The organism is Inquilinus sp. NPDC058860 (genome assembly GCF_042743185.1).
Taxonomy (GTDB): Bacteria; Pseudomonadota; Alphaproteobacteria; order DSM-16000; family Inquilinaceae; genus Inquilinus.
The window spans coordinates 64219-83576 of record NZ_JBHYMS010000025.1 but is presented as its reverse complement, the minus strand read 5'-3'; the positions used below and the strand labels follow the sequence as shown (position 1 = coordinate 83576).

The 19358-nt window shown below is 69.0% G+C and carries 18 protein-coding genes; 11 read left to right on the top strand and 7 right to left on the bottom strand.

From position 1 onward, the window contains the following. Positions 1–45: 45 nt before the first annotated feature. From ACFW16_RS18625 to ACFW16_RS18610, 4 genes are all read left to right on the top strand, one after another. The gene (locus ACFW16_RS18625) at positions 46–2181 is read left to right on the top strand and encodes an EAL domain-containing protein (protein ID WP_380307660.1); all 2136 of its coding nucleotides are present in this window, start codon (positions 46–48) and stop codon (positions 2179–2181) included. Between the two features lie 69 nt (positions 2182–2250). Then, positions 2251–3111: a histidine kinase dimerization/phospho-acceptor domain-containing protein gene (locus tag ACFW16_RS18620; protein ID WP_380307658.1), complete on the top strand. Its 861-nt coding sequence runs from the start codon at positions 2251–2253 to the stop codon at positions 3109–3111. Positions 3112–3338: 227 nt separating this feature from the next. Then, on the top strand, positions 3339–4136 hold the full coding sequence (locus ACFW16_RS18615; RefSeq protein WP_380307656.1) for a sensor histidine kinase: 798 nt from the start codon (positions 3339–3341) through the stop codon (positions 4134–4136). A 260-nt stretch (positions 4137–4396) separates the two neighbouring features. Beyond that, positions 4397–6928 (top strand): ATP-binding protein, encoded by a 2532-nt coding sequence (locus ACFW16_RS18610; RefSeq protein WP_380307654.1) that lies wholly within the window; start codon positions 4397–4399, stop codon positions 6926–6928. A gap of 84 nt (positions 6929–7012) precedes the next feature. Here ACFW16_RS18610 and ACFW16_RS18605 read toward each other — a convergent pair whose 3' ends face one another. Beyond that, positions 7013–7978 (bottom strand): crotonase/enoyl-CoA hydratase family protein, encoded by a 966-nt coding sequence (locus ACFW16_RS18605; protein WP_380307652.1) that lies wholly within the window; start codon positions 7976–7978, stop codon positions 7013–7015. Positions 7979–8428: 450 nt separating this feature from the next. Further along, complete coding sequence (locus tag ACFW16_RS18600) at positions 8429–9589, bottom strand: transglycosylase SLT domain-containing protein (protein ID WP_380307650.1); 1161 nt, start codon at positions 9587–9589, stop codon at positions 8429–8431. Positions 9590–9801: 212 nt separating this feature from the next. Between ACFW16_RS18600 and ACFW16_RS18595 the strand changes: the two genes are divergently transcribed. The 3 genes from ACFW16_RS18595 to ACFW16_RS18585 are packed head-to-tail and all read left to right on the top strand — an operon-like array spanning position 9802 to position 11861. Continuing rightward, positions 9802–10374, top strand: coding sequence for a TIGR00645 family protein (locus ACFW16_RS18595; protein WP_380307648.1), 573 nt, complete (start codon positions 9802–9804; stop codon positions 10372–10374). Beyond that, positions 10371–10934, top strand: a complete 564-nt coding sequence (locus tag ACFW16_RS18590) for a GNAT family N-acetyltransferase (protein WP_380307646.1) — start codon at positions 10371–10373, stop codon at positions 10932–10934. Before ACFW16_RS18595 ends, ACFW16_RS18590 begins: the two co-directional genes overlap by 4 nt. Positions 10935–10952: 18 nt before the next feature. Continuing rightward, a complete protein-coding gene (locus tag ACFW16_RS18585; protein ID WP_380307644.1) occupies positions 10953–11861 on the top strand; it encodes an alpha/beta fold hydrolase in 909 nt (302 codons plus the stop codon). Here ACFW16_RS18585 and ACFW16_RS18580 read toward each other — a convergent pair. Together ACFW16_RS18580 and ACFW16_RS18575 are read right to left on the bottom strand one after the other, a co-directional pair. After that, on the bottom strand, positions 11848–12405 hold the full coding sequence (locus tag ACFW16_RS18580; protein ID WP_380307642.1) for a TetR/AcrR family transcriptional regulator: 558 nt from the start codon (positions 12403–12405) through the stop codon (positions 11848–11850). The genes ACFW16_RS18585 and ACFW16_RS18580 overlap by 14 nt on opposite strands. 2 nt (positions 12406–12407) lie before the next feature. Then, positions 12408–12881 carry a DUF1348 family protein gene (locus tag ACFW16_RS18575; RefSeq protein ID WP_380307640.1) on the bottom strand — a complete coding sequence of 158 codons (474 nt, stop codon included), beginning with the start codon at positions 12879–12881 and terminating at the stop codon, positions 12408–12410. A 177-nt stretch (positions 12882–13058) separates the two neighbouring features. Between ACFW16_RS18575 and ACFW16_RS18570 the strand changes: the two genes are divergently transcribed. The 3 genes from ACFW16_RS18570 to ACFW16_RS18560 all read left to right on the top strand — a co-directional run bounded on the left by ACFW16_RS18570 (position 13059) and on the right by ACFW16_RS18560 (position 15681). Continuing rightward, entirely contained in the window at positions 13059–13568 is a 510-nt protein-coding gene (locus ACFW16_RS18570; RefSeq protein WP_380307638.1) for a DUF1993 family protein, read from the top strand. Between the two features lie 180 nt (positions 13569–13748). Then, a complete protein-coding gene (locus ACFW16_RS18565; protein WP_380307636.1) occupies positions 13749–14780 on the top strand; it encodes an NAD(P)-dependent alcohol dehydrogenase in 1032 nt (343 codons plus the stop codon). 91 nt (positions 14781–14871) lie between these two features. After that, positions 14872–15681: a DUF72 domain-containing protein gene (locus tag ACFW16_RS18560; protein WP_380307634.1), complete on the top strand. Its 810-nt coding sequence runs from the start codon at positions 14872–14874 to the stop codon at positions 15679–15681. Positions 15682–15738: 57 nt separating this feature from the next. On the opposite strand, the gene ACFW16_RS18555 is transcribed toward ACFW16_RS18560, so the two are convergent. Genes ACFW16_RS18555 through ACFW16_RS18545 form a run of 3 tightly spaced genes read right to left on the bottom strand, consistent with a single transcriptional unit; the run spans position 15739 to position 18203 of the window. Continuing rightward, the gene (locus ACFW16_RS18555; RefSeq protein ID WP_380307632.1) at positions 15739–16614 is read right to left on the bottom strand and encodes an SIS domain-containing protein; all 876 of its coding nucleotides are present in this window, start codon (positions 16612–16614) and stop codon (positions 15739–15741) included. A gap of 9 nt (positions 16615–16623) precedes the next feature. Then, a complete protein-coding gene (locus ACFW16_RS18550; protein WP_380307630.1) occupies positions 16624–17571 on the bottom strand; it encodes a shikimate dehydrogenase family protein in 948 nt (315 codons plus the stop codon). A 2-nt stretch (positions 17572–17573) separates the two neighbouring features. Then, entirely contained in the window at positions 17574–18203 is a 630-nt protein-coding gene (locus ACFW16_RS18545; protein ID WP_380307628.1) for a glucose-6-phosphate isomerase, read from the bottom strand. Positions 18204–18379: 176 nt separating this feature from the next. Here ACFW16_RS18545 and ACFW16_RS18540 point away from each other — a divergent pair, with 176 nt between their 5' ends. Continuing rightward, positions 18380–19345 (top strand): substrate-binding domain-containing protein, encoded by a 966-nt coding sequence (locus ACFW16_RS18540; protein WP_380307626.1) that lies wholly within the window; start codon positions 18380–18382, stop codon positions 19343–19345. The last annotated feature ends 13 nt before the right edge of the window (positions 19346–19358 follow it).

Genomic DNA, 19358 nt, shown 5'->3' with positions numbered 1-19358 from the left:
CGGATTCGACAGAGGCGGGCTCGACAGGGGAGTGCTGAAGCGGGAATGTCGCTCGTCGTCATCTTGGATGATCGGCCCACCAACCGGAACATCTTCTCCAGGCTGGCCGCCTCGCTCGAGAGCCAGGTGACGGTGCAGGCGTTCGGCGACCCGCTGGAGGCGCTCGACTGGCTGTCGGGCCACACCCCGGACCTGGTGATCGCCGACTACAAGATGCCGAATCTCGACGGCGCCGAGTTCACCCGCCGCCTGCGCGGCAACCCGCATGTCGCCGACGTGCCGGTGATCGTCATCACCGCCTACGACGACCGCAGCTTCCGGCTGCAGGCGCTGGAGGCCGGCGCCACCGATTTCCTGCAGAGCCCGGTCGACCATCACGAATTCGTGACCCGGGCCCGCAACCTGCTGCGGCTGCGGCGGCAGCAGCAGCGGGTCAAGCGCCGCGCCGCGACGCTGGAGCGCGAGCTGGAGCGGACCAAGCGCAGCCAGGAGGAGGCGCTGCGCAGCAGCCGCGACGCGCTGGCCCAGGTGATCGACACCCTGCCGGCGATGATCAGCGCCGCCGACCGCGACGGCCGCTGCGTCTTCGTCAACGCCTATCAGGCGGCGATCAGCGGCTCCACCCCCGCAGCCCTGGTCGGCGAGGATGTCGCCGCCGTGTTCGGGCGGGAGCGCGGCGGGCGCAGCCTGCAGCTGGACCAGCTGGTCTTCGCCTCCGGCGAGCCGCTGCCGAGCTATGAGGAGGTGGTCGAGCGCAGCGGCGTACGGCAGGTGTTCCTGACCAGCAAGGCACCGCTGCGGGGGCCGTCGAACGAGGTGGTGAGCGTCCTGACCACCGCGCTCGACATCACCGACCGCAAGCTCGCCGAGGAGCATCTGCACCACCTGGCCAACCACGACGCGCTGACCGACCTGCCGAACCGGGTGCATCTCCTGAACCGGATCCGCCGGATCCTGGCCCGTGATCCCGACGCGCCCTTCGCCCTGCAGTTCATGGACCTCGACCGCTTCAAATCGATCAACGACGCGCTGGGCCACCATTTCGGCGACCAGATCCTGCAGGAGGTGGCACGACGGCTGATCCTGATGGCGCGCCCGGGGGACATCGTCGCCCGGCTCGGCGGCGACGAGTTCGCGGTGCTGCAGCCGGGGGTGGCGCGGAGCGAGGATGCGGCCGCGGCGGCGGCGCAGATCCTGCAGGAGATCGCCCGGCCGCACATCCGCAACGACAGCACCGTCTCGCTCACCGCCAGCATCGGCATCACCCTGCATCCGCAGGATGGGAACGATCCTGACCAGCTGTTCCGCAACGCCGACCTGGCGATGTACCGGGCCAAGGCCGACGGGCCGGGCGAGCACCGCTTCTTCGCCACCGAGCTGAACGCCGGCATCCAGGACGCGGTGGCGCTCGAAGCCGAGCTCCGGGCCGCGGTCGAGGGCGAGCAGTTCGTGCTGCACTACCAGCCGCAGATCGACCTGCGCAGCGGCCGGATCATCGGCGCCGAGGCGCTGCTGCGCTGGCAGCACCCGACCCGCGGCCTGCTGCTGCCGGCGCAGTTCCTGCCGGCGGCGGAGGAAAGCGGTCTGATCATCGCCATGAACACCTGGGTGCTGCGCGAGGCCTGCGCCCGGGCCACGGCCTGGGCCAGGGACGGGCTGTCGCTGCGCGTCGGCGTCAACCTGACCTCGCTGCAGTTCCGCAAGCAGGATATCAGCCAGCTGATCCGGCAGACCCTGGACGACACCGGCCTGGCCGCGCCGGACCTGGAGCTCGAGCTGACCGAAGGCGTGCTGATGCAGAACGCGGAATCGGCGGCGGGGAAGATCCGGGAGCTGCGCGACCTCGGCATCCGCTTCGCCATCGACGATTTCGGCACCGGGTATTCCTCGCTCAGCTACCTCAAGATCTTCCCGGTCGACCGCCTGAAGATCGACCGCAGCTTCATCCGCAACCTGGAGAGCAGCCCCGGAGATGCCGCGATCGTCCGCGCCATCACCAATCTCGGCCACGATCTCGGCCTGGACGTCACCGCCGAAGGGGTGGAAACTCCGGAGCAGCTCGAGACCGTCCGCGGGCTGGGCTGCGACGAGGTCCAGGGATTTCATTTCGCCAGGCCGATGCCGGACGACCAGCTGCGGGACTTCGTCCGTGGATGGCCGGCGGACGGACGGGTTTCGTAACCGTTCCCCAGGTTTGACAGTTCGGCGTAGTCTCCGGCGGCGCGGCCGTGCCGTGGAGCTGGAGTGAGCATGACCATGACCGACAGCAGGCGACGGGCGGGACCGGGATCCCTGGCCAGACGCATCCTGCAGCGCCTCCGGGCCCGTCCGGACAGCGAGCACGAGATGCGGTTCAACGGCACCGGCTTCGCGATCGCGATCCTGATCTATCTGCTGGGCCGAGGCGCCGCCGATCCGGCCGCGATCATCGTCCTGTCGGCCTACATGTCGCTCAACGTCTGCGTCTTCGCCCATATCCTGCTGCATCCCGGCATCTGCCGTCCGCGCCGTATCTTCTCGATCCTCAACGACTTCATCTCCCTGTTCTGGGTGATGCATCTCGGCGACGACGCCACGACGATCCTGTTCCCGATCTATCTCTGGGTGATCCTGGGCAACGGCTTCCGCTTCGGCATCCCGTTCCTGGCCCTGGCCACGGCCGCGGGCCTGACGTCCTTCGGCGCCCTGGTGACGACGACGCCATTCTGGAGATCGGAGCCGGCCCTGTCGGCGGGGCTGCTCGGCAGCATGCTGCTGGTGGCGCTCTGCGCCGTGCCCCTGATCCGCAGGCTGCTGCAGGCTAAGCAGGAGGCGGAGGCTGCGAACCGGGAGAGCCAACTCCTCCTAGCGAGCGTCCGCCACGATTTGCTCACGCCGCTGACCGCCATCCTGGGCACCGGGTCGGTACTGCAGGATACCAAGCTCGACCCGGCGCAGCGCGAGATGACCCGGAGGGTGGTCGCGGCCGGGGAGCGGCTGATGACGTTGATCGACGGTATCCCCAACGGCTCCCGTTTGGCCGGGGCCGATGCTGGTCGGCCGCAGGCGCCCCCCGGCGGCCAGCCCCAGGAAGGCGGCGATAACGGAGGACATCCTCCGTCCCGGCCATGATCCCGCCTGGACAGTCCCGCCGAACGGTATGGACGTCGCGAACGGCTCGAAATGGCTTATATGTGGGGCCGGGATGAGGCGCGGCGCCCGTGCCGCACGGCCCTGCGCTTTCCTCGAGTATCTGGCCGTCCGGCTCAGTCAGGGGCGGCATGTCCTATGCGGCTGGAGCGATCTCAGAGATGATGGAGAGCAGACGGCTGGCCGGACCCAGACACTGGATCGGACGCATGCTGCAGCGCCTCCGGACCCGTCCGGACAGCGAGCACGAGATGCGGTTCAACGGCGTGATCTTCGGAACCGCCATCCTGGTCTATCTTCTGGGGACGGTCGGCCATGATTCCGGCATCATCATCGTTCCGCCCGTCTACATCGCATTCAATCTGGCCGTCCTGGCGCATATCCTGTGGCATCCCGGCATTTGCCGGCCGCGCCGGATCTTCTCCATCTTCGCCGACCTCGGCGCCCTGTTTCTGGTGATGCATATCGGGGGCGAGGTCACCACGATCCTGTTCCCGATCTATCTGTGGGTCATCCTGGGCAACGGCTTCCGCTTCGGCATCCCGTTCCTGGCTCTCGCCACAGGTGTTGGCCTGGCGTCCTTCGGCGCGGTGGTAGCGACGACGCCGTTCTGGGGTGGTCAGACAGCTCTTTCGGCCGGTCTGTTCGGCGGCATCGTGCTGGTGCCGCTCGCCGCCGTGCCCCTGATCCGCCAGCTGTCAAAGGCGAAGCGGCAGGCCGAGGCGGCGAACCAGGAGACAAACTTCATCCTCGCCAGCGTCAGCCACGAGCTGCGCACGCCTCTGACCGCCATCGTTGGCACCGGATCGGTGCTGCAGCACACCAAGCTCGATCCCGCGCAGCGGGAGATGACGCGGCGGGTGGTCTCGGCCGGCCGACGACTGCTGAAGATGATCGACGATGTTCCCGAAATCTCACATCCGAGAAGGGCCGAGGCGCTTCGTGCACAGCGCCATGCCGCCCCCGGGAAGCCGCCTCCGGATCATGATCATACAAGTTCGCGATAATCCCGGCCGCGACCTCGGCCTGGACTCGACCGTCGAAGGGGAGGAAACTCCAAAACAAACCAAGTCGACACACATGCCGGATCCCTATGAAAATCGGAATTCCATTTCATCGAGCTCAAGCCGGAGCGCCGCTGCAAGAGTTCTGCGGTTCCCGGAGGCAGATGGACAGGCCCTGTGACATCTGATTTTGACTATAGTGGTTCAGCGCAGCTGCTGTCGGACGGGATGAGCGCGCCGGCAGGACGGAGTCCTTGCGAGCGATGACCGACACGCGACGAGCGGCAGGTTCGAGATCACTGGTCGGGCGCGTCGTGCAGCGCTTCCGGGCCCGCCCGGACAGCGAGCATGAGATGCGGCTCAACGGGCTCGTGCTCTCGACCGCGACGCTGATCTATCTGCTCGCAACCGGGAATCTCGGCCTCGACGAGCTCATCGTCTTCGTCGTCTACATCACGTTCAGCCTCCTCATCCTCGGGCACATCGCCCTCCGGCCCGGCGTGTCCCATATTCGCCGGACGATCGCCATGATCGGCGATTTCGGCGCCTTGTTCTGCGAGATGTATATCCGCGGCGAGGCGGCGTCCTTTCTCTTTCCCCTCTATTTCTGGGTGGTTCTCGGCAACGGCTTCCGCTTCGGCATTCCGTTCCTGGCCCTGGCCACCGGCATCGGCCTCGCCTTCTGCGTGGCCATGATCGCGGTGACGCCCTTCTGGTCCCAGCATACCGCCCTCTCGATCGGATTCATCGGCGGGCTGATCCTGCTGCCGTTCTATGCCGCCGTGCTGATCCGCAAGCTCTCCCGGGCCAAACAGCAGGCCGAAGAGGCGAGCCAAGCGAAGAGCATGTTCCTGGCCAGCGTCAGCCATGAGTTGCGGACCCCGCTGACCGCCATCATCGGCATGGGATCGGTGCTGCACGACACCAGGCTGGATCCGTCCCAACGGGAGATGACGCAAACCGTCGTCTCGGCCGGCCAACAGCTGCTGACTCTGATCAACGACATCCTGGACTTCTCCCGCATCGAAGCCGGGCAGATGACGGTGCAGGCCGCCGATTTCGACCTGCCCTCGATGCTGGCGGAGATGCGGGCGATGGTCCTGGCCCAGGCCGGCCCCAAGGGCCTGCACCTCGCCATCCATATCGACCATCGCGTGCCCCTCCGGCTGCGGGGCAGCGAGCGGCACCTGAGGGAGATCGTCCTCAACCTGCTCGGCAATGCCGTCAAGTTCACCGAAGCCGGCAGCGTGGTGATCTCCGTCCGGCCCGAGGCGGGCCTCGGCGAGCGGCCGCGGCTGCGCTTCGAGGTCTCGGACACCGGCATCGGCATCGCGCCGGAAGCCTCAAGCCATATCTTCGAGAGCTTCCGGCAGGCCGATGCCTCGATCATGGACCGCTTCGGCGGCACCGGGCTCGGCCTCGCCATCTGCAAGCGGCTGGTGACCCTGCTCGGCGGCGAGATCGGGGTCGACAGCACCCCCGGCGCCGGCAGCACCTTCTGGTTCACCCTCGACTTCGACCGCGCGGGCGATGCCGGGACGCAGCCCACCGTCGAGCCGATCTCCGAGCTCGGCGTGGTCGCCGGCGACGTCGCGCTGATCGGTCGGCTGATGCCGCTGCTGACGCCGACGGCCGGCACGGTCGAGACCTTCGGCTCGATCGACGCGGCGCTGTCCTGGCCTCCGTTGGGCTCGGCCGACGAGACCGCGGTCCTGATCGTGGATCGGCGCGTCCTGCCCGACGACCCGAAGCGACGGGCCTCGGCCCTTGCCGCGCTGCGCGCAGCCCCGTCCGCCCGTTCGATTCTGCTCGACGACCCAGCCGCCGGCGAGGAGCCGCCGCGCGACCTGAGGGAGGTTTTCGCCACGACGATACCGGCGGATGCGGACGCCCGGACCCTCGGCATCGCCCTGCGGATCGTGCAGGCCGGGCGCTCTCATGGCCGCCAGGAGGAGATCGTGGCGATCGGCCGCCACGCCCCGCTAGGGCGTAGCCTGTCCATCCTGGTCGCCGACGACAACCGCATGAATCAGAAGGTCCTGCGGGAGATCCTGACGCGGGCCGGCCACCAGGTCCAGCTGGTGGCCAACGGCGAGGCCGCCCTCGACGCGCTCGACGCCGCGACCTTCGACCTCGTGCTGATGGACATCAACATGCCGGTGATGAACGGCATCGAGGCCACGAAGCTGTTCCGCTTCACCGCGCTGGACCGGCCGCATGTTCCGATCGTCGCCCTGACCGCAGACGCCACGCCAGGCGTGGCCGCGCGCTGCGCCGAAGCCGGCATGGACGCCTGCCTGACCAAGCCGATCGAGCCGGAGAGGCTGTTCGCGGCGATCAAGGATGTCCTAGGCGGACATGCCCCGGCGGCGCAGCCGAAGCTGCAGCCGACATTGCCGGACAACGTCACGACTTTGCCGCAAGCCGGCCCGGCCGTGGTCGACATGCGCGTCCTGGACCGGCTCGAGGCCCTGGGCGGGAAGGACTTCCTGATCGAGCTGATCGATGATTTCCTGGCGGATATCGAGACGGTCGCCGGGGAGCTGCGGGTGGCGGCGGAGAAGGGGGATGCTCTGCAATTCAGGGCGAATGCCCATGCGATGCGCAGCGCCACCGCGAATATCGGCGCCCGCGGCCTGTCGGATCTCTGCCAGGACTGGCAGGGGATCAGCGCGCCGGACCTCGCCCGCAACGGCCTTGCCCACATGCGTCGCCTGGCGGCCGAACTCGAGCGGGTGCGGCCGATCCTGCTGCGGCGGCGCGGTGCCGCCGCGCGATCGGCAACGAACGGCTAGGGATCCGGAAGAGCACGGCTCCGGACCCGGCCGGCCAACCGTCCGTCCACCCCTCCCTGCGGCGGACGGACGACGCCGGTCGCATCACTCGGCGGCAAGCGGCATCGTCGTGGTTGCTCGACGACGGTCCTGGGCGGCCGTCAGTCGTTCCATCTTCTTCAGATCCGCCTCACCGAGCCTCAGAGCCGTCTCGACCCAGATGTCGACGATGTCGTTCAACTCGGACATCGTCACCGGGTTCACCCGTCGCCGCACCCGATAGAGAGCCTGATGGGCGTTGTGCTTGCGCCGCTGCTGCCCGACATGGGCGCGCAGCGCCTCCACCCCCTGCCCGGTCTCCGCGAGGACGTCGACCACGCCCATCTCATGCAGCTCCTCCGCAGTGTAGACCCGGCCGCTGGTGATCATCCTCTCCGCAGCGACCATGCCCAGCCGCCGGGACAGGAAGCTGTAGGCGCCCATTCCGGGGAACAGATTGAACAGGATCTCGGGCAGACCCATCTTCGCCTGCCGCTCGGCGATGATGAGATCGTGCGCCAGCGCGCTTTCGAAGCCGCCGCCCAGCGCGTCCCCCTGGACCAGGGCGATGGTCACCACCGGCAGGTCGAAGGCGGTCGCGGTGCGGTACGCGATCTCGATGCAGGCTTGGCCGTAGCGACGGAGGGCTTCGCGATCGCCCCTGCGGATCTTCTCCCCGAACAGGCCGAGATCTCCTCCCAGATTGAAGATGCCGGGCACGGTCGATCCGGAGACATAGTAGTCGAACGGGGTCTGCGCTTCGTCGGCGCGATCGGCGAACAGCCGCTGCAGCGACCGTTGCATGTCGCTGGCCTCGCGCATCAGCTCCGGCGTGAAGCTCGGGCGCCCTTCCGGGCGCATCAGGCACCAGTAGATCCGGTCGATCGGGTCGAGCTCCACGACCAGGTTCTGGTAGCGGCTGCGGGCCACTTCGAGATGGGCCGGCTCCCGCGCTTCCAGCGCCTGGGACTGCCGTCCGAACACAAGGGGCTGCTGCTGAACTGGCTCAGGAATGGCGACGCTGGGGGTCATGACGTGCTCCTTCGGTTGATGCCGCCCCGCTGCAAGCCTGATCGTCAGCAAGGGGAGGTCTTCTTCTGCGGAGCGGCACGAACATAGTGCGCATTTCGGTTTATTTTGGCCACCCAGGATCAATTATTCGCGTATTATTGGTATAAATTGCATCGACTTTTAATAATATTTTATGCCGGCCGCACTCCGGCAAACTATGCATAAGATCTCATTTTGGATGAATTAGCCTAAAATAGGGACACAGCCTCATCGAAATCGACAACCATCCTCCGTCCGAGGTATGCGGCTTCGGATCGGGAAGGCTCTCGGATTCCACGGAGGTCGGCAGCGGCCGGGCCGGCGGCAGTGGCTGCAGGCGGCATGAATAGGGATGCGGCAGCCCACCTGCACGATCCGGGTCGTGGCCGGATGGCGGCGAGTTGAGCGTCGTCCCCGGCCGGAGCTCAGCCCCTACTTCCCCGGCGCCGAAGGCACGTACCAGCCGGTGGGCAGGCCGCTGGCCTGACGCCGAACGGGAGCCGGCGCGGCGGGGGCCGTCGCCGCCACCCGGGTCGGCGCCACCGCCACGGGAGCCGGGACGGGCGCCGGCGCCGCCCTGGCCTGCCGGGCCTGCGGCTGGGCGACCGCCCGCGGCGCCGCCGGGGCGGCGCTCGGCCGCTCGGGCTGCGAGGCCGCCATCGCCAGCAGCACGTCGTCGACCGGCGCGACCTGCGGCCGGTCCGGGATCGGTGCCATCCGGACCGGAGCAGGCCGCACCGCGGCCTGGCGGACCGGCGCTGCCGCCGGGATCGGCGCCACCCGGTCGGGGATCGGCTGCATCGCCACCACGGCCGGGCGCGACGCCGGCACCTGCTGGACCGGCACCGCCTGGACCGGAAGCGGCTGGCCGGTGCGGTCGGCGATGGCGGCGTCGACCCGTGCCATCGTGCCCTGCTCCTCGGGCGCCAGCCGGTCGGGGATCGGCGCCATCGCCATCACCACCGGCGACCGGCTGCCGGGCTGGCCGGTGCGGGCCTGGATCGCGCCGTCGACCCGGTTCTGGATCTGCTGCTCGGCGTATTGCGTCATCCGGTCGGGCCGGCTGGAGCCCGGGTCGATGCCGGCGATCTGCGGGCCGACGAGGTCCATGTAGCGCCGGGTCTCCGGCGGCAGGCTGCGGCCGTCCTCGACATATTGCCGGTAGCGGCCGGGACCGGCGTTGTAGGCGCCGAGAAAGCCGGGCGAGCCGTACATCTCGTACAGCTCGCGGATATAGGCCGTGCCCGCCATGATGTTGTTCTCGGGGTCATAGGGGTCGCGGCCGAGCCCGTGCTTGACCCGCAGCTCCTCATAGGTCGCCGGCATCACCTGCATCAGCCCCTGGGCCCCGGCCGAGCTGGTGATCGGCTGGCCGCCCTTCCAGGTCGACCGGCCGCCACTCTCGATCCGCATCACCTCGCGGATCCATTCCGGCGGCACGTTGAAGCGCCTCGACGCCTTCTGGATCTGCGGCTCCCAATAGGCGATGTTGCCGCCGGACGGCCGAGGCTTGTCGCCGCCGCAACCGGCGATCATTCCGGCGACCAGACCGAGCGTCGCCGCGGTCCTCAGCCAGTGTCCCCAACCGGCCATGGCAGGCCCCCTCCAGACTCCCCCGGGCACAAGCGCCCTTTGTTACATCGTGATCACAGGGATCGACGACAAGCCATTCAAACCTATCATGTTTGTCGAAAGAATGGCACCCCCGACGAATCGAGGCGCAGGGCCGGCTTTCGGAGAATCCCTCTCCGCCGGGCTGCGTCGCGCCTGTATAAGAGCGCCCGACCTTCCTTCTGGAGCCGATCATGCCGCAGGCCCGCGACGCCTCCCTCGATCCGACGCCGCACAAGCTGCGCCCGCTGCCCGCCGTGATCTTCGGCTCGCGCTGGCTGCAGCTGCCGCTCTATCTCGGCCTGATCGTGGCCCAGGCGGTCTATGCCTTCCTGTTCCTCAAGGAGCTGTGGCACCTGGTGATCCACGCGATCGACTTCACCGAGCAGCAGATCATGCTGGTGGTGCTGGGGCTGATCGACGTGGTGATGATCTCGAACCTGCTGATCATGGTCATCGTCGGCGGCTACGAGACCTTCGTCTCCCGCCTCAGGCTGACCGGCCATCCCGACCAACCGGAATGGCTCGACCACGTCAATGCCAGCATCCTGAAGGTCAAGCTGGCCATGGCGATCATCGGCATCTCGTCGATCCACCTGCTGCGCACCTTCATCGGCGCCGGCAATGTCGGGTCGCCGGAGAACACCGGCTACACCGAGACCGGCATCATCCTGCAGACGGTGATCCACAGCGTGTTCATCCTGTCGGCGATCGGCATCGCCGCCGTCGACCGGCTTTCGCAGCCCGCCCCCAGCCGGCCGCATTGACCCCAGCCCCGGCCATCGCCGCCCTGGCGGAGACGCCGCTCGCCGCCGGGGAGCTGCGGCTGGAACCGCTTCGGCCCGGCCATGCCGAGCCGCTGTTCGACGGCCTGGCCGACCCTGCGCTCTACCGCTTCATCCCGCAGCAGCCGCCGGCCGACGCCGCGGCGCTGCGCGCCCGGTTCGAGCGACTGGCGGCGCGGCGGTCGCCGGCCGGGGACCAGGCCTGGCTGAACTGGGCCGTCCGCGTCGCCGCCGACGGCACCTATGCCGGGCTGGTGGAGGCCACGGTGGGCAGCGGCGGCGCGGCCGACATCGCCTATTTCGTCTTCCGTGGGCGCCAGGGGCGCGGCATCGGCCGCCGCGCCGTCGGCGCCGTGGTCGAGGCGCTGGCGGCCGAGCCGGCGATCACCGCGATCGGCGCCTCGATCGACACCCGCAACGCGGCCTCGGTCACTCTGGTCGAGGCGCTGGGCTTCGAGCGGACCGGGCTGGTCCGCGACGCCGACCATTTCAAGGGCGGTTCCAGCGACGAGTATCGGTACCAGTTGCCGCTCCGGCGCTGAGGGGCTGGAATGTCGCCCATGACCCAGGACCTGATGCCCGGCTTCACGCCCTTCGACATCGAGACCGCGCCCGGCCTCCGCATCCACGGCGTGCGCGCCGGGGACGGGCCGCCGGTGCTGCTGCTTCACGGCCATCCGCAGACCCACGTCACCTGGTGCGAGGTGGCGCCGCTGCTGGTCGAGGCGGGGCACGCGGTGGTCGCCGCCGATCTGCGCGGCTACGGCGACAGCGCCCGGCCGGAGGGCGGCGAGAACCACGCCGCCTACTCGAAGCGGGCGATGGCGGCCGACCAGGTGGCGGTGATGCGCGCCCTGGGGCACGACCGCTTCGCCGTGGTCGGCCACGACCGCGGCGGCCGCGTCGCCCACCGCATGGCGCTGGACCATCCGGAGGCGGTGCGCCGGATCGCCGTGCTGGACATCGCGCCGACGGCGACGATGTACGCCCGCACCGACCGGGCCTTCGCCACCCGGTACTTCTGGTGGTTCTTCCTGATCCAGCCGGCGCCGCTGCCGGAGCGGCTGATCGAGGCCGACCCGGAATTCTACCTGCGCCACCATCTGGCCGGGCAGAGCCGGACCCCGGGCGTGCCGCGGGAGGCGCTGGTGCAGGAGTATCTGCGCTGCTACCGCCGGCCCGGCGCGGTCCACGCCATCTGCGAGGACTACCGCGCGGCCGCCACGATCGACCTGGAGCACGACGCCGCCGATGCCGACCGTCGCATCGAGGCGCCGCTCCTGGCGCTGTGGGGCGCGAAGGGCGTGGTCGGCGAGCTCTATGACGTGCTGGCGACCTGGCGGGACAAGGCGGCGGATGTCCGCGGCCGCGCCCTGCCCTGCGGCCACGCGCTGCAGGAAGAGCGGCCGGAAGAGACCGCCGAGGCGCTGATCGCGTTCCTGCGCGAGGACCCGCTCACGTCGCCATGAGCCGGACCTCGATCCGGTCCAGCGAGCGGCGGAAGGCGGCGGGCTCGTCGAGCGCCCGGGCCAGGACCAGGGCGCCCTGGATCGCCGCCACCGCCTCCTCCGCCCGGTCCCGGGCCGTGTCCTCGGGCAGGCCGGACCGTGCCAGGGCTTGCACCAACGCATCGGTCCAGGCGGCGAAGTAGCCGCGGATGGCGTCGCCGAAGCGATCGCGCACATCGCCGAGTGCGAAGGCGCCGACCAGGCAGACCCGGCGGCCGGAGCGGAAATAGCCGTCGACCGCGCGGACCATCTCCGCCACCGCGCGGCGCGGCTCCTCCTCCCGCAGCGGGCGGAAGATGTGCTGCGCGAACCAGGCGTCGATCTCGGCCAGCACCGCCGCCGCCATCTCCTCCTTCCCGCCCGGGAAGAAGTGGTAGAGGCTGCCCTTGCCCAGGCCGGTGCGCTGGCCGATCAGGGCCAGGCTGGCGCCCTCGAAGCCGTGCTCGCGGAACACCTCGGCCAGGGCGGGCAGCACATCCGTGCGTTCGGCGACGATCCTCGGCACCGTCAGAGGCCCAGGTCGCTGAGCCCCGGATGGTCCGCCGGCCGCGGGCCGGACCGGTCCCAGTGGAACTTGCGCTCCGCCTCCGCGATCGGCCGGTCGTTGATCGAGGCGTGGCGGGCGCGCATCAGCCCGTGCGCGTCGAACTCCCAGTTCTCGTTGCCGTAGGAGCGGTACCACTGGCCGGAATCGTCGCACCACTCATAGGCGAAGCGGACGGCGATGCGGCTGCCCTCCCAGGCCCAGAGCTCCTTGATCAGCCGGTACTCCAGCTCCCGCGCCCATTTCCGGGTCAGGAACTCGACGATCTGGGCGCGGCCCTGCGGGAACTCCGCCCGGTTCCGCCAGCGGCTGTCCTCGGTATAGGCCAGCGAGACCCGCTGCGGGTCGCGGCTGTTCCAGGCATCCTCGGCCATGCGGACCTTCTGGATCGCGGTTTCGCGGGTGAAGGGCGGCAGCGGCGGACGGTCGGCGGTCATGTCGGCTCTCCGAGTTGTACCGAACGGAACAGACTTTACCAATTGGTACAGACGATGATGGGATCGGTCAAGCCGAGCCCTTGCGGCGCTTGACCGCAACCGAGTCGAGGGCGGAGGAATCATCCGCCGCCGAACGCCCGGGCCGATGCGGCGCCCGTATTTCATCGGAGCACTCCCTTGCCCCTCTCCCTGCACGAGATCTCGGTCGGCGTGATGCTGCCGAAGCTGCGCATGCTGTCGAAGCTGCTGGACAAGGCCGCCGCCCATGCCGAGGCCGGCGGGATCGACCCCGCCACGCTGGTCGACGCCCGCCTGGCCCCCGACATGTATCCTCTGTCGGGCCAGATCCAGCGGGTCAGCGACGCCGCCAAGTTCGGTGCCGCCCGCCTGGCCGGGCTGACGCCGCCGCCCTTCGAGGACAACGAAACCACCCTGCCCCAGCTGCAGGAGCGGCTGGCCAAGACCATCGCCTATCTGGAGAGCGTCGGACCCGGCCAGATCGACGGCCGCGAGGAGGAGACGATCACCATCCCCATCCGCGACCGAAAGATGGACTTCACCGGCCGCAACTACGCGCTCAACATGGTGCTGCCGAACTTCTATTTTCACGTCGTCACCGCCTACGACATCCTGCGCCACAAAGGCGTGGAGATCGGCAAGCGGGACTATCTCGCACTGGTGTCCTGAGGAGCCTGCCCGGCATCCTTCATGGTGTCGTCCCCACCAGAGCGAGGGACGACACCATGAACATTGGTAACCGGCGTTAAACATCTGTGCAGCACCACCTTCCCCATCCCCGGCAAAATATCGTACCAAGGGGAGTGTCAGGGGCCGGCAGCGCGTCCGGCCAATTCGGGAGGATGTGAGATGCGTGCCTTGGTCCTGGAGCGGCAGAGGGAATTGTCGCTGCGCGAGATCGACCTGCCGCGGACCCTCGGGCCGGGCGACGTCCGGATCAGGATCGACACCGTCGGCGTCTGCGGCAGCGACGTGCACTACTACACCCATGGCCGGATCGGACCCTTCGTGGTGAAGGAACCGATGGTGCTGGGCCATGAGGCGGCCGGCACCGTCACCGAGGTCGGCGCCGGCGTCACCGGCCTGAAGCCCGGCGACCGGGTGTGCATGGAGCCGGGCATCCCCGACCTGACCTCCAAGGCCTCGAAGCTCGGCCTCTACAATGTCGATCCCAGCGTCGTGTTCTGGGCCACCCCGCCGGTGCATGGCTGCCTGACGCCCGAGGTGGTGCACCCCGCCGGCTTCACCTTCAAGCTGCCGGACACCGTCTCCTTCGCCGAGGGTGCGATGGTCGAGCCCTTCGCCGTCGGCCTGCAGGCGGCGGTGAAGGCACGGATCCAGCCCGGCGACCTGGCCGTGGTGATCGGCGCCGGGCCGATCGGCATCATGGCCGCCCTCGCCGCCCTGGCCGGCGGCTGCAGCCGGGTGCTGATCTCCGACCTGCTGCCGGAGAAGCTGGCGATCGCCGAGCGCTACCCCGGCATCACCGGCGTCAACATCCGCGAGACCAAGCTGGCCGACGCGGTGGCCGAGGCGACCGGCGGCTGGGGCGCCGATGTGGTGTTCGAGGCCAGCGGCAGCCCGCGCGCCTATCCCGGCATCTTCGACACCGTGCGGCCCGGCGGCTGCCTGGTGGTGATCGGCATGCCGGTCGAGCCGGTGGCGGTCGACCTGGTCGCCGCCGCGGCCAAGGAGGTGCGGATCGAGACCGTGTTCCGCTATGCCAATGTCTATGACCGCGCCATCGCCATGATCGCCTCCGGCAAGGTCGACCTGAAGCCGCTGATCTCCCACACCTACGGCTTCGAGGACAGCATCACGGCCTTCGAGCGGGCGGCCGAGGGAAGGCCGGGCGACGTCAAGCTGCAGATCAAGCTGTAACGGCATGAAGCGCCGGCCCCGAGCGGCCGGCGCTTGATTCCTCGTTCGCCTTATGTTCCAGTGTCCGGGACAGGCCAACGGGGAGGACGTCATGGCGTCGAAGCAGGCATCGGGGATTCGCGTCGGCATCGGCGGCTGGACCTTCGAGCCCTGGCGCGAGACCTTCTACCCCAAGGGCCTGGCGCAGAAGCGCGAGCTGGAATACGCCTCGCGGCAGGTGACCTCGATCGAGATCAACGGCACCTATTACGGCTCGCAGAAGCCGGAGACCTTCGCCAAATGGCGCGAGGAGACGCCCGAGGGCTTCGTGTTCTCGGTCAAGGGCACGCGCTTCACCACCAACCGGCGGGTGCTGGCCGAGGCCGGCGAGTCGATCGACCGCTTCGTCGGCAGCGGCATCACCGAGCTGAAGGAGAAGCTGGGGCCGATCAACTGGCAGTTCCTGCCGACCAAGCAGTTCGACCCGAAGGATTTCGAGGCCTTCCTCAAGCTGCTGCCGCACGAGGTCAACGGCCACGCCCTGCGCCACGTGGTCGAGGTCCGGCACGACAGCTTCCGCACCCCCGACTTCATCGACATGCTGCGCGCCCACAAGGTGGCGGTGGTGCTGACCGACAAGGAGGGTTTCCCGGAGATCCCGGACATCACCGCCCCCTTCGTCTATGCCCGGCTGCAGCGCGCCTCGGAGGAGATAGAGACCGGCTACGCCCCGAAGGCGATCGACCAATGGGCCAAGCGGGCCAAGGCCTGGGCCGGGGGCGGCGCGCCGGACGATTTGAAGCCGGTCGGCGGGCCCGAGGCGAAGCCGCCGAAGGAGCGCGACGTCTTCCTCTACATGATCAACGGCTTCAAGCCGAAGGCCCCGGCCGCGGCCATGGCGCTGATCAAGAAGCTGGGGTGAGGCCAGACGTAGGTTGGGTTCGCGAAGCGAACCCAACCTACGAAGCCCGCCCTTCCCTCACAGCCTTTCGTTGAACCGCAGCTCGTTCAGGCGGCGCTTCATGGTCTGGAAGCGCTGGAAATGGGTGTCGTTGCGGCGCAGGGCCACGGCAGTCGACAGGATGTCGATCACCACCAGCGCGGCGATGCGCGAGATCGTCGGGGTGTAGACGCTGGTGTTCTCCAGCGTCTCGGCCACCAGCGCCACGTCGCTGTAGGGCACCAGCGGCGAATCCGTGCCGGTCAGGCAGATCACCTTGGCGCCGTTCTCACGCGCGGTCCGTGCCACCTCGATGATCGAGCGGGTGCGGCCGGTGTTGGAGATCACCACCGCGACGTCGCCCGGCTGCATCATCGACGCCGCCATGATCTGCTGGTGCGAATCGAGCTCGGCCGAGCACGGTACGCCGAACAGCGGGAATTTCTGCTGCGCGTCGCGGGCGACGATGCCGGAGGCGCCGAAGCCGAAGAAGGCGATCGACCGGGCCGTCTCCAGGATCGCCACCGCCGCCTCGACCGCGGCCTTGTCGAGATGGTTCCGGGCCCAGTCCAGGCTGGACAGGGTGTAGTCGAAGATCTTGTCGACCACCGTCGCCGGCGTGTCGGTGCCGAGCAGCACCGAATGCGTCGCCGGCAGGCCCAGCGCCAGGCTGTGCGCCAGGCGCAGCCGGAACTCCTGATAGCCGGAGCAGCCGATGGCGACGCAGAAGCGGATCACCGTCGGCTGGCTGACCTCGGCCAGCTGCGCCATCTCCGCCACCGTGGCCTTGAGCACGCGCGCCGGGTCCGCCAGCACCGCGTCGGCGACCTTGCGGTCCGACTTGCGCAGCTCGGGCCTCAGCGTCCGCACGACCTCGAGGATGTTGGCCGAGGCGGGCCGGTCGGTCGTGTCCATGGCCGCAGCCTACCCCTTCGCGGCCTCGGCGGCGATGCGGGACAGCGCGTCGAAGCGCGGGCCCGATGTGGGGATCGGGAGGTGGAAGACCTCGGCGATCACCTGGGTCCAGCCATGGATGAAGTAGGTCCAGCCATCCTCGACGGTCAGGCCGCGCGCCGCCTGCTGCCGCCGGGCCTGGTCCAGGAACACCAGGTCGCCGCGGTAGTTGAGATCCCAGGCCAGCCCGCCCTGCGGGAACCGCGCCGCGTCGGTCAGCGGCGACCCCGGCGCGTCCTTGCCCAGGCCGGTGGCGTTGACCACAACCGAGCCCGGCTTCAGCCCGGCAAGCACCGCATCATTGTCTGCTGGCGTGGGCGCCAGCGCGTAGTCGACCGGCACGTCGGCGCCCATCTCGGCATGGATCCGGCGGATCTCGTCCAGCCGCGCCTTGCTGCGGTTCGAGACCACGATCCGCGACGGCCGGTCGCGCCGGGCCCGCATCGCATGCCAGGTCAGGGCGATGGTCGAGCCGCCGGCGCCGATCGAGAACAGCTCCGCCCCCGTGCCGGCGAAATGCCCTTCCGGCACGAAGGCGTCGAAGGCGAGGCCGGAGGAGATCGGGTCCTTGGCGTGGCAGACCAGCCGGCCGTCGGCCTTGGAGATGCAGCTGGTCTCGCCCATCAGCGCCGCATGCGGGTCGATCACGTCGAACAGGCCGCGGCAGGCGTGGAACAGGTCGATCTTGTGGGTGGTGACCAGGGCGCCGAGCGACAGCTTGTCGTCGCGCAGGAAGGTCACGGCCTCGCGATAGGCCGCCGGGTCGGCATGCAGCGGGAAGTCGATGCCGCGGATCACCGCGTCCGCCAGGCCGAGCGCGCGGACCCAGGCCGGGAACACCTTCATGATCGAGCTTTTGCCGGTGGTGACGCCGATGAAGTACAGCGTCGGCTGGCTGGCGGGCGGATACGCGGCCATGCTCAGGCTCCCTGCGCCGCAAACAGGGCGTCGATCCGCGCCTGCGGCCGCGGCCGGTAGTCCGGGTTGTCGACCGCGACCCAGCCGCCGAACCCGTCGTCCAGGATGCGCTGCCGCATGCCGCCGGCCTGCTCGATGATGCCGTAATCCTGCCCGGCATCGGCCGGGTAGCAGAAGCTCATCACCAGCTCCCCATCCCCGACATTGACCGAGCGGTGGATCCAGTAGGGCGGCACGTAGCAGATGGTGCGCGGCGTGATCTCGACGATGCGGACCTCACCGGACGGCGATTCCATCAGCATCAGGCCGCGCCCGGCCTCGCCGGTATAGATCTCCGGCCGGTCGGCCCTGGCGTGGATGTGGCCGCGGGTCAGGAAGAACTCCCGCCCGATCCGGCCCGGCACCATGCGGGTGACGCCGAAGATCAGGTCGCCGGCGGCGGCGGAGGGCCGGTAGTCCTGCACCTCGTAGACGATCCGGTCGCCGCCCACCGCCGCCGCCGCCGCAAAGGCCGCCGCGTCGCCATAGAGGCCGGAGAGATCGGAGAGCGTCTTGACGTAGCGCCCGGTCGCCCCGGAGAGGCCCCCGTCGGTCACGCCGATGACGCATCGCCCCGGCTCGCGCAGCTGCATGGTTCGCTCCGATTTCGTAGCAAAACTACGGACACGGAATGAATGAGCCAGTTTCAAAGCCGTTTCAAGCGTCAATCAAGCGCCTCATTCCCAGAATCGAATTGACCACCCATCGATTCGGTACTTTAACTACAGAACCGGGTCGGCACAGGCCCGGGCACCAAGGGAGGATCCGGATGTTCAAGACCGCGTTGACGGGCTGCCTGGCCACGACCGCCCTCCTGATCGGCAGCGCCCAGGCGGCGGACTGCATGATCGGCATCTCGATGAAGACGCTGAACGCGCCCTATTTCGCGGCGCAGGAGGCCGCGGCCAAGGACCAGGCCGCCAAGGCCGGCTGCCAGGTGGCCACCGCCGACGCCCAGAACGACATGGGCAAGCAGATCGGCGACGTCGAGGACATGGTGTCCAAGGGCGTCAACCTGCTGATCATCAACGCCGCCGACCCGCAGGGGCTGGTCCCCGCCATCAACGCCGCGGCCGCGGCCGGGGTGAAGGTGGTGGCGATCGACAGCACGGTCGACCCCAAGGCCAAGTACATCACCCTGATCCAGTCCTCGAACGACCAGAACGGCTTCCAGGTCGGCCAGTGGCTGGCGCAGTCGACCGCTGGCAAGGAGCTCAAGATCGCCCTGCTCTCCGGCGAGAAGGGCAATGTCGTCGGGCAGGAGCGCCGGCTGGGCGTATTCCGCGGCCTGGTCGAGGGCCAGCTGGTCAACGGCGGCAAGGTCGGCTTCGCCGTGGTGGGCCAGGGCTGGGGCGGCTGGACGCATGAGGGCGGGCTGAAGGCGATGGAGGACCTGCTGGTCGCCCATCCCGACATCAACGTCGTCCTCGGCGAGAACGATTCGATGGTGCTGGGCGCCCGCAAGGCGCTGGAGGCCGCGGGCAAGCTGAACGACGTGCTGCTGGTCGCCGCCGCCGACGGGCAGAAGGAGGCGCTGCAGCTGATCCAGGAGGGGCAATACGGCGCCACCGGGCTGAACGACCCGGCCCTGATCGCGCGCACCGCGGTCGATGTCGGCATGAAGGCGCTGGACGGGTCGCTGCCCGCCGACTTCCCGAAGACCGACCTGACCACCCCCGATGCCATCACCAAGGACAACGTGGCCAAGTACTACCGGCCCGACGCTGTCTTCTGATCAGCGGGGGCGG

What these genes read in the sequence shown, in the direction of transcription:
- ACFW16_RS18550 (WP_380307630.1), bottom strand. Translation starts at nt 17,571, where the DNA reads ATGGCCGCGTATCCGCCCGCCAGCCAGCCGACGCTGTACTTCATCGGC.
- ACFW16_RS18555 (WP_380307632.1), bottom strand. Translation starts at nt 16,614, where the DNA reads ATGGACACGACCGACCGGCCCGCCTCGGCCAACATCCTCGAGGTCGTG.
- ACFW16_RS18610 (WP_380307654.1), top strand. Translation starts at nt 4,397, where the DNA reads ATGACCGACACGCGACGAGCGGCAGGTTCGAGATCACTGGTCGGGCGC.
- ACFW16_RS18595 (WP_380307648.1), top strand. Translation starts at nt 9,802, where the DNA reads ATGCCGCAGGCCCGCGACGCCTCCCTCGATCCGACGCCGCACAAGCTG.
- ACFW16_RS18620 (WP_380307658.1), top strand. Translation starts at nt 2,251, where the DNA reads ATGACCATGACCGACAGCAGGCGACGGGCGGGACCGGGATCCCTGGCC.
- ACFW16_RS18615 (WP_380307656.1), top strand. Translation starts at nt 3,339, where the DNA reads ATGCTGCAGCGCCTCCGGACCCGTCCGGACAGCGAGCACGAGATGCGG.
- ACFW16_RS18575 (WP_380307640.1), bottom strand. Translation starts at nt 12,881, where the DNA reads ATGACCGCCGACCGTCCGCCGCTGCCGCCCTTCACCCGCGAAACCGCG.
- ACFW16_RS18545 (WP_380307628.1), bottom strand. Translation starts at nt 18,203, where the DNA reads ATGCAGCTGCGCGAGCCGGGGCGATGCGTCATCGGCGTGACCGACGGG.
- ACFW16_RS18560 (WP_380307634.1), top strand. Translation starts at nt 14,872, where the DNA reads ATGGCGTCGAAGCAGGCATCGGGGATTCGCGTCGGCATCGGCGGCTGG.
- ACFW16_RS18585 (WP_380307644.1), top strand. Translation starts at nt 10,953, where the DNA reads ATGACCCAGGACCTGATGCCCGGCTTCACGCCCTTCGACATCGAGACC.
- ACFW16_RS18565 (WP_380307636.1), top strand. Translation starts at nt 13,749, where the DNA reads ATGCGTGCCTTGGTCCTGGAGCGGCAGAGGGAATTGTCGCTGCGCGAG.
- ACFW16_RS18625 (WP_380307660.1), top strand. Translation starts at nt 46, where the DNA reads ATGTCGCTCGTCGTCATCTTGGATGATCGGCCCACCAACCGGAACATC.
- ACFW16_RS18600 (WP_380307650.1), bottom strand. Translation starts at nt 9,589, where the DNA reads ATGGCCGGTTGGGGACACTGGCTGAGGACCGCGGCGACGCTCGGTCTG.
- ACFW16_RS18540 (WP_380307626.1), top strand. Translation starts at nt 18,380, where the DNA reads ATGTTCAAGACCGCGTTGACGGGCTGCCTGGCCACGACCGCCCTCCTG.
- ACFW16_RS18605 (WP_380307652.1), bottom strand. Translation starts at nt 7,978, where the DNA reads ATGACCCCCAGCGTCGCCATTCCTGAGCCAGTTCAGCAGCAGCCCCTT.